16 protein-coding genes are annotated in these 17,661 nt (G+C 46.0%); 12 read left to right on the top strand and 4 right to left on the bottom strand.

Annotated elements, in window-relative coordinates:
• Positions 1-110: 110 nt before the first annotated feature.
• Positions 111-701, bottom strand: coding sequence for a nucleoid occlusion factor SlmA (gene slmA / locus MHN31_RS13195; protein WP_010383685.1), 591 nt, complete (start codon positions 699-701; stop codon positions 111-113).
• A gap of 156 nt (positions 702-857) precedes the next feature.
• Positions 858-2,057, bottom strand: a complete 1,200-nt coding sequence (coaBC, locus tag MHN31_RS13190) for a bifunctional phosphopantothenoylcysteine decarboxylase/phosphopantothenate--cysteine ligase CoaBC (protein ID WP_125558889.1) — start codon at positions 2,055-2,057, stop codon at positions 858-860.
• 126 nt (positions 2,058-2,183) lie between these two features.
• On the opposite strand from coaBC, the gene radC reads away from it, so the two are divergent.
• The 3 genes from radC to rpmG all read left to right on the top strand — a co-directional run bounded on the left by radC (position 2,184) and on the right by rpmG (position 3,540).
• Complete coding sequence (gene radC / locus MHN31_RS13185; protein WP_239444466.1) at positions 2,184-2,858, top strand: DNA repair protein RadC; 675 nt, start codon at positions 2,184-2,186, stop codon at positions 2,856-2,858.
• A gap of 277 nt (positions 2,859-3,135) precedes the next feature.
• The gene (gene rpmB / locus MHN31_RS13180; protein ID WP_010383680.1) at positions 3,136-3,372 is read left to right on the top strand and encodes a 50S ribosomal protein L28; all 237 of its coding nucleotides are present in this window, start codon (positions 3,136-3,138) and stop codon (positions 3,370-3,372) included.
• Positions 3,373-3,384: 12 nt separating this feature from the next.
• Entirely contained in the window at positions 3,385-3,540 is a 156-nt protein-coding gene (rpmG, locus tag MHN31_RS13175; protein WP_005493124.1) for a 50S ribosomal protein L33, read from the top strand.
• Positions 3,541-4,059: 519 nt separating this feature from the next.
• Here the strand turns inward: rpmG and MHN31_RS13170 are convergent.
• A complete protein-coding gene (locus MHN31_RS13170; RefSeq protein WP_010383675.1) occupies positions 4,060-4,980 on the bottom strand; it encodes a manganese-dependent inorganic pyrophosphatase in 921 nt (306 codons plus the stop codon).
• Between the two features lie 222 nt (positions 4,981-5,202).
• Here MHN31_RS13170 and MHN31_RS13165 point away from each other — a divergent pair, with 222 nt between their 5' ends.
• From MHN31_RS13165 to MHN31_RS13125, 9 genes are all read left to right on the top strand, one after another.
• The gene (locus MHN31_RS13165; RefSeq protein ID WP_239444465.1) at positions 5,203-6,834 is read left to right on the top strand and encodes a DKNYY domain-containing protein; all 1,632 of its coding nucleotides are present in this window, start codon (positions 5,203-5,205) and stop codon (positions 6,832-6,834) included.
• A gap of 86 nt (positions 6,835-6,920) precedes the next feature.
• Positions 6,921-8,114: a cation:proton antiporter gene (locus MHN31_RS13160; protein ID WP_239444464.1), complete on the top strand. Its 1,194-nt coding sequence runs from the start codon at positions 6,921-6,923 to the stop codon at positions 8,112-8,114.
• A gap of 98 nt (positions 8,115-8,212) precedes the next feature.
• On the top strand, positions 8,213-9,958 hold the full coding sequence (locus tag MHN31_RS13155) for an alkaline phosphatase (protein WP_239444463.1): 1,746 nt from the start codon (positions 8,213-8,215) through the stop codon (positions 9,956-9,958).
• 391 nt (positions 9,959-10,349) lie between these two features.
• The gene (locus tag MHN31_RS13150) at positions 10,350-10,670 is read left to right on the top strand and encodes a hypothetical protein (RefSeq protein ID WP_194867508.1); all 321 of its coding nucleotides are present in this window, start codon (positions 10,350-10,352) and stop codon (positions 10,668-10,670) included.
• Positions 10,671-11,344: 674 nt separating this feature from the next.
• Entirely contained in the window at positions 11,345-11,638 is a 294-nt protein-coding gene (locus MHN31_RS13145) for a hypothetical protein (RefSeq protein WP_239444462.1), read from the top strand.
• A 287-nt stretch (positions 11,639-11,925) separates the two neighbouring features.
• Positions 11,926-12,684: a hypothetical protein gene (locus MHN31_RS13140; protein WP_239444461.1), complete on the top strand. Its 759-nt coding sequence runs from the start codon at positions 11,926-11,928 to the stop codon at positions 12,682-12,684.
• 17 nt (positions 12,685-12,701) lie between these two features.
• Positions 12,702-13,136 (top strand): hypothetical protein, encoded by a 435-nt coding sequence (locus tag MHN31_RS13135; RefSeq protein WP_239444460.1) that lies wholly within the window; start codon positions 12,702-12,704, stop codon positions 13,134-13,136.
• A 391-nt stretch (positions 13,137-13,527) separates the two neighbouring features.
• Complete coding sequence (locus tag MHN31_RS13130; protein WP_239444459.1) at positions 13,528-14,229, top strand: hypothetical protein; 702 nt, start codon at positions 13,528-13,530, stop codon at positions 14,227-14,229.
• 80 nt (positions 14,230-14,309) lie between these two features.
• Positions 14,310-14,447: a hypothetical protein gene (locus MHN31_RS13125; RefSeq protein WP_239444458.1), complete on the top strand. Its 138-nt coding sequence runs from the start codon at positions 14,310-14,312 to the stop codon at positions 14,445-14,447.
• Positions 14,448-14,498: 51 nt separating this feature from the next.
• Here MHN31_RS13125 and MHN31_RS13120 read toward each other — a convergent pair whose 3' ends face one another.
• Positions 14,499-17,492, bottom strand: coding sequence for an EAL domain-containing protein (locus MHN31_RS13120; RefSeq protein WP_239444457.1), 2,994 nt, complete (start codon positions 17,490-17,492; stop codon positions 14,499-14,501).
• Positions 17,493-17,661 lie beyond the last annotated feature (169 nt).

Below are 17,661 nucleotides of genomic sequence, written 5' to 3'. Positions count from 1 at the left end.
CTTTTATCTGAGAGACTAAACTGTGCTGCGTTGGGTGTGAGAAAAAACTGGATAAAGCCAGGCGGGCTGTGCCCACCTGACAAGGTTTGCAATAATCTGCAGCAAGCGGGTTACGCCAGCCAGATACGCTGTAACTCTTGCCAGTGGCTGGCAAAGTTGGCCGCTGGCTTGGCTTTAAAGTCACTGCGCACAAACTGGTTCATTTTACCTTCAACATAAGCTAAGAAAAAGTTCGCCAAAGCCGCTTCATCACTGGCAAAGGTTTTGCCTTCGCGCAACTTACGTTCACGGAGCACTTGTTTGAATTGAGTTTCGAGTTTTTCGAACAATCCCTGAACACGTTCGCGCAACCTTTCCTGCTCACCCTGAAGCGCATCTCCGGTCAGAATACGGGTGATCCCAGGGTTCTTTTCTGAGAAAGTGAGTAACAGCATCAGGATATTGTAGATACGACTTTGGGTTTCTTTTTCGTTTTCCAGGATTAAATTGATCCGTGACAGCAAAGTGTCTTCAATAAACTCGATCAGCCCCTCGAACATGCGGGCTTTACTTGGAAAGTGACGATACAGTGCGGCTTCAGATACGCCGACTTCTGTCGCCAGTTTGGCGGTGGTAATACGCTGCCCTGGACTGGTTTCAAGCATTTGCGCAAGGGATTGAAGTATTTGCTCTTTGCGATTACTGCGTTTAGTCGCTGGCATGAGGTTTCCTTTATGATTATCGTTATTTTAGTAGGAGCGGGCTCAATAGTGGCCTGTCGCTGTGCTCGCCTGAGCGACTACTTACAGAGCCCTAAACTCAATTATCTGGCCATGTTAATGCTTTATTCAGCTTCTTTCCAGTCTTTTAACATGAACTTAATTAAGTTTACCGGCAATTGCTTTGACGACAGTAAGTGCTAACTCTGACTTACTTGCCAGTGGTAAAGATTGTTGCGCATTATCCCAAAACAGGGTCAGCGCATTGTTATTAGCATTAAAGCCAATCCCTTCCTGGCTGACATCATTGGCGCAGATCATATCTAACCCTTTGTTTTTCAGTTTGCCTTGTGCGTATTGGGCCACATCTTGCGTTTCTGCGGCAAAGCCGACGGTATAGGGCCGATGTGCTTTTAGTGCAGCAACGTCAGCAATGATGTCCGGATTTTTCACCAGTGTCAGAGTCATTTCATCGCCCTGTTTTTTAATTTTTTGCTCGGCGATATCTGCGGCACGATAATCCGCAACGGCTGCACAGCCAATGAAGACATCTGAACCGGGCGCCAGTGACATCGCGGCCTGATGCATATCCTGTGCACTGCTTACAGCGTGCACTGTACAGCCATGTGGCGGTGTGAGTGTGACCGGGCCTGAGATAAGATGTACGTCAGCGCCCAGCGCCAGTGCGGCTTCAGCCAGTGCATAGCCCATTTTGCCAGAGCTGTGGTTACTGATATAACGCACCGGGTCGAGCGCTTCACGGGTTGGGCCTGCTGTGATGGTCACCGTTTTACCGGCCAGTATAGGGGCTTCAGGGGTGAGTGCATCTAACGCCAGTGACACCAGTTCATGGGGCTCCAGCATCCGGCCTTTGCCGACATCCCCACAGGCTTGCTCGCCCTGACCGGGACCCCAGACAGTAACGCCTCTACCTGCGAGTGTGAAGAGGTTTGCCTGTGTTGCCTGGTGTGCATACATTTGCTGATTCATAGCGGGCGCAATGGCAACTGGGGCAGGGGTTGCCAGCAACAAGGTTGTGAGCAGATCATCGGCAATGCCTGCGGCCATTTTGGCGATGATATTGCTGCTGGCTGGTGCGACTAAAACCAGATCGGCCCACTTGGCCAGCTCGATATGGCCCATGGCGGCTTCGGCTGCCGGATCAAGCAGAGAATCTGCGACGGGTTCGCCCGATACCGCTTGCATGGTCAGGGGAGTAATGAACTGTTTTGCAGATTCAGTCATGACGACTTTGACGTCACAGTGATGGTCTTTTAATCGTCGTACCAGTTCGGCACATTTATAGGCGGCGATCCCACCGCTGATCCCCAGAAGAATACGCTTGTGTGTTTGGCTCATGCTCGGCCCCTGCAAATGAAAACTAGCGCTAAGATAACATAGCCTACCCCGGGTTTTGAATTATTCTGCCAGCTGTCTACACTCAGAAAGTCACAGTGACGTGACGGATACCAACAAGGAGGAAACATGCAGTTGATGGCAATGCCTAAAATGCAGCGGCCCAGAGAGCGCCTGCTAAGCAGTGGTGCCAGTGCACTCAGTGATGCTGAACTACTGGCTATTTTCTTACGCACCGGGGTTGCGGGGATGAATGCAATTGAGCTGGCTCAGTCGCTGATTGATCAAAGCGGCTCTTTGCAGGAGTTAATGAACGTAACGTGCAGTGAGTTTTGCCAATACAAAGGTGTTGGCGAAGCCAAATATGTGCAGTTGCAGGCGGTACTGGAGCTTAGCCGGCGTTATTTATTGGAAGACGTGGTACGTGATACGCAGTTTGGTTCACCTCAGGCAGTCAGCGATTATCTTAAAATACAGCTTAAAGGGCTGCATCATGAGGTTTTCATGGCACTGTTTTTAGATAACCAGAATCGTCTGATCCGTGATGAAGTGTTGTTTTCCGGCACCATTAATGCTGCCAGTGTCTATCCGAGAGAAGTCGTGAAGGCGGCGCTGAAGTACAATGCTGCTGCTTTGATTTTTGCCCACAACCATCCCTCCGGGGTCGCCGAACCCAGTGAAGCTGACAGGTTGATCACCAATAAATTGCGGCGAGCGTTGGCGCTGGTGGATATTCAGGTACATGATCACTTAATTGTGGCTGGTAGCTGTTGTCTTTCATTTGCGCAAAGAGGGCTGTTGTAGCAGGGGAGGAGCCGTATTTGGCGTGTTTCAGCGCGCTTTCCCAGCATAAATTAAAAATAGTTTAATTTAAATGCAGTTTTTACTTTCCTAAGCGGCCATGGATCATTATAATTGGCCGCTATCAAATTTACCAATGAGCTGATTAGGATATCATCAGATCCTTGAACTCTGCCTGTAAATACTGTATAAAGAGCGCCCTTTGATTTTACCCAGGGCACACAGTTTGAAGGCCTAAGGGGAAATTAAGCTCGAGCGAAGTTATTGGAGATATATAGACATGTCTAAAGTCTGTCAAGTTACAGGTAAGCGCCCGGTTGTTGGTAACAACCGTTCACACGCGCGCAACGCAACTAAGCGTCGTTTCCTACCTAACCTGCAAACACACCGTTTCTGGGTTGAAAGCGAAAAGCGCTTTGTTACTCTACGCACTACTACTAAAGGTATGCGTATCATCGATAAAAAAGGCATCGACGCGGTATTGACTGATATCCGTGCTCGCGGCGAAAAAGTATAAGGAGCTTAAATCATGCGTGATAAGATCCGTCTAGTTTCTACTGCTGGTACTGGTTATTTCTACACTACCGACAAGAACAAGCGTAACATGCCTGAAAAAATGGAGATCAAAAAGTACGATCCTAAAGTACGTAAGCACGTGATCTTCAAAGAAGCGAAAATCAAGTAATTCGCTTTCAGATTTGAAAAACCCAGCTCAGGCTGGGTTTTTTATTGCCTGTCTTTTATGCCTGCCAATATATCCTGCTGGTGGTTCTAGCTCAGTCGCAATTTTTGTCGCTGCTTTGAGCTTTGAGCTTTGCACTGAGTTTAATACTGGTTAGCAAACTCACACATTTGCAGTCTGTGGTTGTGGTCCGTTATGTGGTTGCTAGCTTTGCTCCGCAATTCTCTTTTGCCAACTGGTGGGGTGCAGTGTCTTATCTGATCAGCGCTCAGAAATTTGACTCGTGGACCCTGAGAAGCCTGGCCAACACCATGTGTGCAATTTTTTATTTTGCTATTTAGTTGTTCTAAATGAGAAATTTTTAACGCTGTTAGCGTCCTATTTGCTCCTTCAAATAGACCAGGTATTAAGTGAAATTGGTATTAGCAATACGGAAGGGCATACATCGCCTGCTGCGCACAGCAACCAGGCAAAAAAAGCCCTGACTGGATCAGGGCTTTTTTGGGATTTGTTTAGCAAGGTTTATGCGAATGCATCTTGCAGTGGTGGAACGACCTGCTTTTTACGGCTCAGCACGCCATCCAGCCATACTCGGCTATTTTCAGGTGTGACCTGGTAGGCAGTTGCCACAATGCTTTCGTCGTCAGAGGCGATCAGCATTTGTGAGCCTTCTTTCATAATGTCGGTTAATAGCAGTAATACTGAGTGACGGCCACCTTCTTCTTTTAGCTTGGCAATATCAGCTTCCAGATCGGCTTTGATGTCATCGAATACTGACAGGTCAATGACCTCCAGCTGACCAATACCAACCAGGTTGCCATTCATGTTGAAGTCTTTAAAGTCACGCATGACCAAATCGCGCGCCGGTGTGCCTTCTACTGCTGATTTTACTTTGAACATTTCCATGCCCAGAGCTTTAAAATCTTCGATGCCCGCGATTTCCGCGAGTGCTTCCACACATTTAATGTCTGCGGTGGTGCACGTTGGTGATTTGAAGATCACGGTATCGCTCAGGATCGCACACATCATCAGGCCAGCGATCCCCTGTGGGATTTCAACGCCATAGAAGTCGTACATCATTTTTATGATGGTATTACTACAACCGACCGGACGGATCCAGCACTCAAGCGGGGTTGAGGTAGTCAGATCACCCAGTTTGTGGTGATCAACCACACCCACTACTGTGGCTTCATCGATGTCGTCTGGCGCTTGTGTTTTCTCTGTATGGTCAACGATATACACTTCTTCGCCAGCGTAGCTAAGCTTTAATTCAGGGGCTTCAAAGCCAAATCGGTCAAGGATAAATTGCGTCTCAGGAGAGACATCGCCCAAACGTGTTGGGATCGCTTCTTCACCGATTTGATTCTTCAGGTAAGCCAGTGCAATTGCACCACAAATTGAATCTGAGTCTGGGATCTTGTGTCCCACTACAAACATTGCCATTGACGGTTCTCCAAAAAAATTTGTCGCCATTCTAGCAAAAATTAACCACAAGATAACAGTATAAGCTGGGCTAATCGCAGCTTTTTCAAGTCAAACCTGGGTGTGATAGTCGACTGTGAATAGAGAGGCCTTTATACAGTGGACCTTAAAAGGGAATGTTGTTTCGTTTGGGAGAAACCATGAGTAAACTGACATTATCTCATGACGCTCAGGGTACCTGACATGACTAATCGACTACTACTCTTGCTGACAGCCCTTATGCTTGTGGGTTGTAACACCACGGCACCTGAACGGGGCTATATTGTCAATACCAAGACCAATCAGGTTCTATATGGAGACAGGATAGGACTGGGTGGGCAAACCTCGGTTACTCGGTCGCTCAACAATGTTGATCCGGCCACTTTTGAGGTGATCGATCGTTTTGGCTATGCCAAAGACAAGCATCTGGTGTTTAAATCCGGGGGTTCTATCCCGTTCGCAGATCCCGCTACTTTTCGTAAACTCTCACAGTATTATGCGGCAGATAAACGGTATGTGTATTTCAAGGGGGAAATTGTCCGTGGTGCGAATCCCGATAATGTGCGGGTAATTGACGACAAGTGGAACTATCGGGGCTATTTGCTCAGTGATAATAAGGTTTATCTGGGAACAGACAAAGTATTTACCCCTTGTGATATAGATACGTTTAAGGTCTTCGACGTAGGTGGGTTTGCTAAAGATCGAGAATGCGTCTTTTTCGAAGGGGAGCGCGTGACAGGCGCGTCAGCAAAATCATTTCGAGGGTTGTACATTGACTATGGGGCCGATCACCAGCACGTATATTACCAAACTAAAAGAGTTAAAGGGCTTAATGTAAAAGACTTTCGTAAATTAAGCGCTGAGTATGCGAAAGATAAAAAGCACATTTATTTTCAAGATCAAGTGACGACCATTTCACCTGAAGGGTTCAGGGTGGTGGATGGTGGTTATGCGAAAAATGATCAACACGTCTTTTACCAGGGGAATATTTTGCCGGGGGCCGATCCTGACACGTTCAGAGTGTATTATTTGGGGGTGATGGGCAAGGATAAGGCGCATTGTTACTACGAAGGAAAGATTACAGAGTGCGGAGACTGGGACGAGTCTATGTCAGTGCAGGAGCCCCAACAACAACAAATCTTGCTCAAGCGGCTTCTTGAGATACAGAATAAGTCTTTGGCGAAGAATGAAACAGAGCTGCCTGCGCGTATTCGAGATCTGAAATTGGCCCTGAATCATCGCTATCTGACCCCGGATAATGTGAATGATATAGACTTGAGTAAACTCCCCATAGGTTTCCATTTTAGATGGATTGATACTTCTTTGGCTGACCGGAGCGTGATGTATGAGCTACGCAGTATGGAGAATGACATCGCTACTTTTGCATTGCACTCAAATAACTTGAGGGGAGCGCTTTTTGAGAAACGCTCTCGTGACGGTAAGGTATTGAGTGACTCAGAGATGAAATTAAGTGCCGCCTTTAGTTATCAGTATACGCCCAGCAAGTGTCTCTATAAATTAGGAAAGTGTGAACAGGAGATAACCCCTTTAGTGACGGCAGATGCACTGACAAACAGCTTACTTCAGTTGTCACCTGAAAACCCTCAGGGGAAATTGTACCTGAATGAACAGATTGAACTGGTCAAGCTTCAGCAACACGCGCCTGCTGGCGGACCGTATCATATTAGTTATGATGATGGGATTTGGACCCGGATTGATGAGCGAGGAGATAAAGAACTCTTTATGTTTGATGAGTTCGGTTTACCGGTGTTGCATTTTCGTGAGCAAGATGGCCAACCCGTTGATTTGTGGTATCGCAAGTTTGAGCCAAAATGAGGCTAAGTTGCGAGTCAGCCTGTGTAATAGGTGATAAGTAAACCTATTATCTACTCGTGATTATAACATTGCCAAGGAGGCGTTGAGTGGAAACAACCTATCTGGTGCTGGCCTGGCTGGGGCTGGCCATTTTTCTCTACTCCATTATCATTCGTCAGTTGCAACGGGCTGAATTTACCGGACCAATGTGGTTCGTGCTGTTTGGTTGTGCCCTGGGTTGGTATTTTCAGGACTCGCTGGCTCTGAAGATGGGCACGTTGCGCGAGTTTTTGCCTCTGGTTGAATTGATCCTGGCTATTTTTTTGTTTTCTGATGCGGCAAAAACTCGGCTCAGGGTCTTATTACATTCCTATCAACTGCCCTTGTTACTGCTGCTTGCGCTGCCGTTGACTATGGGGGTTGCGGCGCTCGGCGCTTATGCGTTGTTGTCTTTGCCCTGGTTGAGCTGTTTTATTCTGGCGATTATGCTGACTCCCACTGATGCGGCCTTGTGCCAGAGTTTTATTCAGGAAAAGCGAGTGCCGGCTCAACTTCGTGAGGCCATTAATGTTGAAAGCGGCCTGAATGATGGCCTTTGTGTACCGGTTTTTCTGTTTTTACTGGGTAGCAGCCTGTATACCCAGCAACCCGCCGAGCGCTCACTGGCAGCGTTATTTTTGCACGAGGTGGGTCTTGCTTTTGTTGTTGCGTTATTGTTAACGGTTGTGGCTGTGTACCTGATAAAATTGACCTATCGTCATCATTTCTTTGCTGCTAAAAGCAGTCCGTTTTTATTTGTTGGCATTGCTATAGCTGTGTTTTCTGTCACGCAATTACTCGGTGGCAGCGGGTTTATCGCAGTGTTTCTCAGTGGTTTGTTGTTTGATTATGGCTTTCGCGATGATCTTAAAGACAAGCTGATAGAAGAAAGCGAACAGATAGCTGAGCTGGCCGCTTATATTTTGTGGGTTATCTTTGGGATCAGTGCCAGTATTTTGCTGTTTACGACGTTTGACTGGCGGATATGGGCATATGCTACGCTGGCTGTGGCCGTATTTCGTTTCTTTCCCGTAATTTTGTTATTATTGGCTTCCAGGCTGGGCTGGCGTGAGCGCGTGGTGCTTGCCTGGTTCGGGCCGAAAGGGCTGGCTTCTGTTGTATTAAGCCTGATGCTGCTAGGCTCAGACCTCCCTCACAGCCTTTTCATCACTAAAATTACGATTGCCACTGTGTTGCTGAGTATCTTTATTTTCGGTGTGAGCGGTCATCTTGCTGGTGCTTTTTTGATTAAAAAACAATAGTGCCGGAACAAAAAATGTCACTCAGGTGAAATAAAAAAGTCATCAAGTGTCCCTAGACTGTGCCGCGGCTCAGATGATTACGTTTTAGGAACACTACAATGAATAAAAAGCTATTAGCAGTGGCGGTATCTGCCGTCTTATTGACCGCATGTAACGATGACGATACCAGAACGGTCGAAGTCGTAAAGGAAGTCGAAGTTGCAAAAGAAGTGGTTAAAGAAGTCGAAGTCGTTCAGGAAGTTGAAGTAGTTAAAGAAGTTGAAGTAGTTAAAGAAGTGGAGAAAGAGGTAGAAGTGCCTCCGACGCCTGTCACTCAGGTTAAGAATGTTATCTTGATGATTGGCGATGGTATGGGTGCTCAGCAGGTGGGTTTACTTGAAGAGTATGCTCGTCGTGCACCTAACTCAACATATAATAACAAAAACAACCAAACTGCACTGTCCAAACTTGCTACCGGTGGCCATCTGGGCTTATCTCTTAACGCACCTCATGGTGAAAATGGCAGCCTGGTTGTAGACTCGGCGTGTTCTGCAACTCAGCTGGCAACTGGCAAAGCATCGGGCTCAGAGATGATTGGCCTGGATGACCAGGGTTACGTTATTGAAACAATCCTTGAAAAAGCGAAAAAAGCTGGCAAAGCGACAGGCTTGGTATCTGATACCCGCTTAACACACGCAACGCCAGCGGCGTTTGCCGCGCACCAGCCACACCGTTCATTAGAACCTGAAATTGCTGTTGAAATGGTAGAAAGTGGCATGGTTGATGTTATGTTGTCTGGTGGTGCACGTGTCTTTATCCCTTCTGATATCAAAGAAGATGCTGCTGATCAGCAAATACTGGCGGATCTGGGCATGCCTGCCAGTGTCTATAAAAAATCTAAGCGCAGTGATGACCGTAATGTTGTTGTTGAAGCGAAAGACAAGCATGGCTATGCGCTGGCATTTGATAAGGCGCAATTAGCGAAAACGGATACCAATAAACTGCTTGGTTTGTTTGCCAACTCAGGTATGGCGGATGGTATTGCTTACAGAGACTGTAAAGCAGATGACAGCTGTACACAGCCGTCTCTAAAAGAGATGACGGTTAAAGCGCTGGATATTCTGTCCAAAGATGAAGACGGCTTCTTCCTGATGATTGAAGGCGGCCAGATTGACTGGGCAGGCCATGCAAATGATGCCGGCTGGATGCTGAATGAACTACTGAAGTTCGATGAAGCGGTTGAAGCTGTTCATGAGTGGGCGAAAGAGCGCACTGATACGCTGGTATTGGTCACCGCTGACCATGAAACTGGTAGCTTTGGTTTTAGTTACTCAAGCCATAACAAGCCAGAGGGCGTTATGTTGCCAGGTGATGGCATGCAAGGCGCTGAATATAAGCCGAAGTTTAACTTTGGTGGATTAGGCATCCTGGATACTTTGTATGCGCAAGCGGGTACTTTCTACGATGTACTGGGTGAAGTGAATGGTGACTATAACTATAGTGATGCGACAGATCAGCAATGGAAAACAGCCATTGAGAAGTACACGCCATACACAGTGACATTAGAAGAAGCGGCAAAAGTGAATGCGTCTGACACTCTGAATAGCAGCAACTACCCATTGCCTAAATTTGAAGACTTCTCTGACTTCTATGTCTATGACACTGAAGACTTTACAGCAAAAATTGGTCGTGTTGTGGCGAAGCAGCAAAACGTAGTGTGGGGCACTGGTACTCACACAGCTGCACCAGTACCTGTCTATGCCTTTGGTCCGCAAGGTGTTACTGAGCAGTTCTCAACATTACAGCACCATGTTGACATCGGCACTAAGATGATTAAAGCACTGGGCTTGGCTGACGCTGAGTAAGCACCGGTTTTTAAGGATAATCCATAATAACAAACATAAAAGATCGTCAGATCTTATTGGGCCACAGCATTGCTGTGGCCTTTTTTGTTTGTCTGGCTTGTGGATGTCATGAGTTATACCAATTTCACTTAATACCTGGTCTATTTGAAGGAGCAAATAGGACGCTAACGGCGTTAAAAATTTCTTATTTAAAACAACTAAATAGCAAAATTTTTGCCTTGTTATCGACCCTATTTTCTCGCCTCAAAATAGATCACTTAATTAAGCAAATTGGTATTACTTTCAGGCAAAAATGAAGTTTCAATTTTTACAGCGGTACTCTATTTTATTGATATTAGGTACAATATTTATTGAAATTATTTCGTAACTTCTAAAGATAGGATCAAAAAATATGAAAAAAATATTGTTACTGCTAACAGCATTGTCCACTTTCAGTGTTAGTGCTGGTGAAGTATGGCGCTGGAATACCAAAGTCAAAGCGCTAAGAACCTATGGTGGAGGGTTTTCCCAGTACGCTTGCTTCACCATAGAGGCAAGCGCCCCCTCTCTTTGCTTTGATTTAGAGCAACCAGGCGGAAAAGAAAAGTATTCCACTTTGCTAACTGCCAAGGTAGCGGGTCTTCCTGTCGATGTTTCATACTATGATGACCGAAAAGTGCCCGTTAATTTTTGGTTCTCAAACCAGCTCGCTTTCAACATCTGGCTCAGATAAGCCGTTGCAGTAAGTGTAATCCCCTAGAAGCAGTGCTTTGCGCTTATGAAATGCGGGCCAAGTTGAGCTCAATATCTACTTCTTAAATTGGCCCTGCTTGCAGTAAATGGAGCACTTCCGCGTATATCCGCTTCATTTTTGTTTGTCTGAAAAAATTGCAGACACCTATTCAACATTGCAAGTTTGATGGAGTGGGCAATCTGAACTGACGCGACCTGAGCTGATTTGTACTCAAATCAGTAAAATCTCGAGCACATAGTGAATTCAAGTAAAGGTGACTGATGTGGGTGCTCTTTTTATGGTTTCTGTAATTTTAACAGTCTGCCACAGTGCTGTTAAGTTTTACGATTGGGTTCAAAGTTATCGTTATATCTGCATGATTCAGCTTGGCGCGTTTTTTACAAGTTTTTCTGTTGCTGAACGTTTCTTGAGTGAAAATGATGAACACTTTATCCTGGGATGTATAGGGTTCCTACTTACTATTCTCAATTTGTATTTAATGTTCTTTAAGAGGCGAAACTAGACTGTGTCGCGTGAAGATAAGAGTTATATGGACAGTCACCTAAAATTGACGTGCGGATTGTACGCTATGTTTTGCGTCCTTGGAGGATAACTATATCTAAATTGTACTAAGAGTCCCTGGGGCTTGTTAAAGGTGGTGCAGGAGTTAAGGTTTGACAGATTTAGTATTTTTTATAAGTTTCTTTTTTGTAATGGGTATATCGATAAGAGGCTATTTTCTGGCTAGTAGCCTGAGGGATGAGCTGGATATAGAAAAGGGCACAATGGAGCTTTATTATTTGATTAACTCAGAAGCATTGGGTAACTCCAAGCAATCATTCCTCAAGCTTGATAGTAGCAAAAAACTGGCTTTATATCGCTCTTGTATAAAAAACACGAGGCTTTCCATGGTTGTTATATTTTCTTGCACACTTTTCGTAATGCTCGCAGAGGCTGGTGGTTGGTAGTTGAGTGGTTTTACCTTCATTGCAAGTGTGAGATTTCCCTTTATCTGTGGGCGCTTTTAAGATTTAAAACTAAAAGTATTGTAACCGTACCACTGTGATTATGTTGCAACCATTGGGCTTTCGTATGGAGCTTAATCTTGGAGCGTAGCTTTTATTTACAACAAGGTTCGCATTGTGCTCAGTTGCCTGATTTCAGATAGTAAGTGTGACATTTTTAGGGTACATGGAAGGGCGAGCCATTGCTGAAAGTGATATGCTCTTTTTATTGAGACAAAAAGGAATAAGCTGTGCAGTTTGGGTTTTTAATGCGTACTTTGGGTGGTGACTGGATTAGAACAGGAATGAGTTATCGGGGCTTTTTTACCCCTGCTGTTTTTTATACTGTATGTTCTTTATTCGTGCTTCATGTACATGCGTTTGATTTGAATGTTTCGATTCCTTCAAAAACGCTTTGTCAGAAATTGGAAGAAGGTGGGGCTCTGGCTCAGAAGGCGCCTGATTTAAACCGACTACACATGAATGATCTTTTTATAAGTCAATTGAATACCTTTGGTCGATGCCGGTATAAAAAAGGAAAAGAAAAGGAGGCGATTGAGTTTTGGCTACTTGCGTCGTCTTATGGCTCTGAACATGGTGCTGAACTTGCCGGCAGTTACCTGTTTAATCATGCCAGCAGCGCTACAGAGCTATTGTCGGCGATGTCAATTTTGAGAGGGATGGGCCGGTCAAATACAAGAGCGCTCAATCGGTTTCATATTCAATCAGCGCTGGCGATACTAAAAGGTGAGTATTTTAATAAAAGCAATAAACTGGCACTGTACAACCTTTACACTGCGATGAAAAATGGCTCTGCTGAAGCCGCCTATCTTATTGCATACTTTAAAGAGACAGGGATTTTTCCAAATAAAAACAAGCAATACGCAGAAGAATATTGGATAGCGATCGGAGACAAGCTACTTGGGGAGTCTGCATATAAAGTGTTTACCCATGAGGCGATATTGAGTGATTTGTATGGGGCGTCACTAAGGCAGCTAATAGAGAAATAGGGCAAAGGCCGTTTGTAATGTATTTAAAGGATAAATTAACGTTGATAGGCCTGGCAGTCGGGGCAATTGCTATGGTTGTATATTGGGGCTTTATTGAAAGTAGAGAACCTGTTTCTTCCATTGGTACGCTGCAGCAATATGAATGCAGATATTTTGGGGGAAAGGGTAAAAAGTTTATACATGAGTTTCTAATAGAAGGGGATGAATATAGCTTTACTTCCAAAGCAGCTTGTGAAAACTTTTCTAGACCGATAGTTGGAAATCAATATCGCTTTTATTACTTTGAGAGGTTACAGGGAGCATCGAACATTGTTTTCTTTGAGAGTGTGATATCTCAAACACAGGGAGAAAAGGAAGTTGGACGAACCAAACAAGCAAGCGTGCTTATGGCGCTGATGTTTACTTTATTATTTTGTGTAAAGCTCTGTAAGGTGAAATCGGGAGCCGAGTAGCTAAAAGCGGTGAAATGATGTTAGATGTTTTTATCTTTTTGTACTTACTCATTTGTACAACACTCTGGTTTGTGGATGTCACACGCTTTCACTTAATTCAGCGCAGCTTTGAAGGCATCCAAATTGCCGGTATATTGATTTCGGTGAGTTTTTCCGGGATATACTTTTTCTCAGGTCAGTTTGTTAAGTTGATACTTATCTTACCTTTTTTCATCTATTTGCAATCAAAATTTAAAACGTTCAAACAGATCAGCTAAAAGTCAGTTTCTGAATGGAGCACGTTTATGTCCTTATCGAAGTTTGTGTTAGATATATTACAACTGTGCCTGAAGAACTGATATGTTTTGAGACCCCGAAGAAGCTTACTGAAGAAGTTATTAGGAATTGAGATATGAAGCTTATTTATGCTGTTTTGCTTTTATTCGTTGTCCTTGCATCGAAAGTAGTTAATGCGACCAGTTTCGAGGGGGATATTTTGACACCCACAAAAGAGGTGTGTGATAAGTTTATTGAAGAGGGAGTTAAGCAAAGAGAGCCCGACTTATCCAGGCCTTATGCAGACTCGCTTTTTGTAAGCCAGCTAGATACTGTTGCACGCTGTTTGTATAAAAGGGGTCGTTCTAAACTTGCGATAGAGTTTTGGCTGCTGGCGTCTTCTTATGGCTCGATTTCGGGCGGAGAGCTTGGTGGCGTATTTTTAATTGTACGTGCGGAAAATGCGCTTCAGATGCATGCAGGTGTAGCCTTGTTGCGCCAAACAGCTGAGCGTAGTGATCAGGTGATGATTCGATACCATGTTCTTCGTGCGCTGGCATTATTACAGGGAAAATTTGAAAAGAAAAACAGAAAACTAGCGCTTAAAAATCTGGTGGATGCCTGGAAAGCGGGTTCTGCTCAGGCCACCTATTTAATTGCCTACTTCATTGAAAAAGGGATTTATAAAAAGAGTGAAAAACTGTCGAGTGCATACTGGAAGAAAGAGGGGGATAAACTGAGTGGAAATATTGGTTATAACCACTTTATTGATAATGCGCTATTGAGTGATGTATATGGGCCCCTTCTTAAGGGAATTAGAAACGGACAAGATGGCTAAAAGATAAGTCAGTCACTGGCTGTTTTCACAGAGTGGGTGTGCGATGTCTTGCCCTGTCGTCAGATTGTGGACAGTGCTTCATGACGGTGAGCAGTCCACAATATTTTGTCGGTAAGATCCTGCGCAGTGGTTGGACTTTGCTGGGCCTTCTGTCAATTAAACCCCATGCTTTGGCTGTGTTGCGCCACCTGACACCACCCATGTTCTTTCACCATTAGTTCCCACGGACATGCTTTAAAGAGGGTCACAGTGGTGTCTCTTAATTGCCGCTATCGTAACTTTTCTGACAGCAAAGCCTCTAAATCTGCCTGACTCATAGGTTTGGCGTAAAAGTACCCCTGGCCAAAGTCACAGCCAGCCTGTTTGAGTAGCTCATGTTGCGTAGCGGTTTCTATTCCCTCAGCAATCACTTTGAGCCCCAACTGGTGTGCCATCATGATCATGGTTTCACACAGCACCAGGTCATCTTCGTTGTGCTCTATGCCATCAACAAAGCGTTTGTCTATCTTGATAAAGTCGGTGTCCATTTGCTTGAGATAAGCAAGGGAGGAATACCCGGTACCAAAGTCGTCCAGCGCAATTGAAAAGCCCTGCTGGATGAGCTGGCCAAGCCGAGCCTGACTGCGGCCTTCCCTCTGCATCATCAGGCCCTCTGTGATCTCAATGACAACATCTTCAGGCTTCAAATCAGCGTTGTTAAGCTGATCTTGCCACTTCAGCAAGCCGGTATGTTTGGCGTTGAATTGAACCGGCGATACGTTCAGGCTGATCTGAAAGGCACCATGTTGCTGCTGCAGGTGGCTGAGTGTTTGCAGGGTTTGTTGGAAGGCAAATTCACCCAATTGGTGGATCAGCTGGGTCTCTTCTGCCAGCGGAATAAAATGTCCGGGGCTGATCATGCCCTTGTCGGGGTGTTGCCAGCGGATCAGTGCTTCGGCCTTATGAATTTGCTGATTATGCATCGTTACAATTGGCTGATAGTACATCACAAACTGCTCGTCGGATAAGGCCTGACGCATATCTCTGAGCATGAGCAAGCGTTGTTCGCTTTGCTGGCGTAAGGCGGTGTCGAAACAGGCATAACCATTACGGCCCAGAGCTTTCGCCCGATACATGGCCTGATCAGCGGCTTTGAGCAGCAGTTCACTGCTATCACCGTCTCTGGGGCTGAGTGCAATGCCTATACTGGCACCTATGTGGCAGTGCTCACCCTCGAGGATAAAGTCTTGCTTAAACAAGCTGAGCACGCGCTCTGCCAGCGCGATGGCATCGCTTTCAGTGCGGCAGTGTTCACAGATAATGACAAATTCATCGCCACCGATCCGCGACAAGGTCAAGCCAGGTTGCTCCAGTGACTGCAATACTTTGGCAACCTGGGCCAGTAACTGATCGCCATAATAGTGCCCTAAAGTGTCGTTTATATCCTTAAAGTGATCGAGGTCGAGCAGCAGGATGGCCAGCGAGGTATCAGGTGTTGCAAGCAAAGTATTAAGGTGCTTTTTCAGGCTATTTCGATTGGGTAGATCGGTCAGTGAATCATAGTGACTTTGTCGCCAAAGTTGCTCATCTTTCAGTTTGTTGTCGGTAATATCCGTAAAAATGGCCACTCTGCGATAAGACGAACCTTGTTCATCATAGACCGTATCTATGGTGAGCCACTCAGTATACAGTTCGCCATTTTTGCGTTGGTTGACTATCTCACCTTGCCAACGACCGGTCTCGTTGAGGGCATGCCACATCTGGCGATAAAAAGCGCGATCATGTTTACCTGAGTTAAGGATCGCAGTGGTTTTTCCAATTGCTTCCTGTGCGGAGAATCCGGTCACGGTCTCAAATGCCAGATTCACATCCAGGATGTAGCCATGAGCATCGGTGATGACCATGCCTTCACTGGAGTTGTTATACACCAGTGCTGCCAGGTTGAGCGCCTCTTCCTGACGTTTACGGTGGCTGATATCTCGGATCACGATAACGGCCTCTTCACCATGGTTCATACCCTGAACGCGCACTTCATACCCTTGCTGGGTGTCACCCTGGGTGTATTCCAGCAACAGGTGTGGTTGATCTTTAAGGAGTGTCAGCGCAACCCGGATCCGTTTATGGATGTGGTTTGGAAACAACTCGCTCAGAGTATTGCCCTGTTGTACCAAGGAACCGTGTTTAGCAAGTACTTGGCCCTGTGCACTAACGCGCAAATAACTGTCGGGTAATGCCGAGAGTAGCGTTTGTAGTTCGGTGTGTTTATGGCTTAACTGTTGCTCGGTTTGCAGGCGCACATTGGCCATGCTTTCAAAATGTTCACCCAGCTTTGCCAGTTCCTGCGGCATAGTGTGACTGGTGAGGTCGACTGAGCGTCCCTGTGCCAGTGCTGCGATGGCCTGTTTGAACTGGGTCAATGGGTGTAACAGGGTTTTGTGCAGGCGATGACGTGCCAGCCAAATAAGCAGGCATAACAAAACAAAAAAGCTGCTCAGGACCAGCGCAAAGTGACGCTGTGTTTGTTGCCATGCGGCTTCGAACGGGAAAGCAAAGTAGATGGTCAGTTCGCCGCGTGCGGCAAGTAACGGCAGGCGAATATAAACATAGTGATGACCATTGGCATCACTCAGCAATACCGCCTGTTCATTCAGACCATCAGGCCAATCTTCGGCAGCGGCTCTGCCTAGCGGCTCATTGCTGTATGGGTATTCGGCGACAATGGCGCGAGTGTGATCAGCAACCATCACGCGCGTGCCCTGTGGCAGCGTCAGCCTGGACAGGGAACGGCTCCAGTGCGATAGACGTTTTACCGCAATGATCACCATCGCGAGCTGGCCATCCTGATAAACCGGGTGGGCAAAGTTCAGTGTGGCGGTGTTAATGCTCCTGTCATGTTGATATTCACCGATACTAAAGGTGCCTTCATCTATCGCTTGTTGAAAATAGGGTCGATCTGCGATGGAGATGGGACCAGATATCTTAGACAAAGAGCAGGTTACCGTGCCATCGGGTGTTGCCAGGCCAAAATTGGCGAAGCTGGGAGACAGATGCTGTGCACTTGACAACAACTGAGGGCATTGACCGCTTTGATGTTGCAGATTTTTGGGCTGGTAGGCCAATTGTTGCAGCAGCCGGCGTGTAGCGGCGATTTCGGCGTGTTGCAGGGTGGCAACCTGATTGGCATACATCAGGGCTTGCTGCTCTTGTAGCTGCAGCATATTGCTGCGTTGTGCGAACAGTAACGCCAGGATCAGCAAAAGACCAGGCAGACTGAGTACTAGCATCAATCGGTAAAATCGCTGTTTTATTGATATTTCTTTAATAATAAACGCTCGCCTGGGTTTGAGGTGGCGGCATGATACAAGCGCAGGGCGCTTTAACCAACCCGTTTAAGCTAAATACTAGTCGAGAGTTATTAATTTTTCGGCCTTTTGGTAACACCACAGTGGCTAA

The sequence above is a fragment of the Pseudoalteromonas sp. McH1-42 genome, assembly GCF_022347845.1.
Taxonomy (GTDB): Bacteria; Pseudomonadota; Gammaproteobacteria; order Enterobacterales; family Alteromonadaceae; genus Pseudoalteromonas; species Pseudoalteromonas rubra_D.
This window is presented reverse-complemented; position numbering and strand designations above follow the sequence as displayed.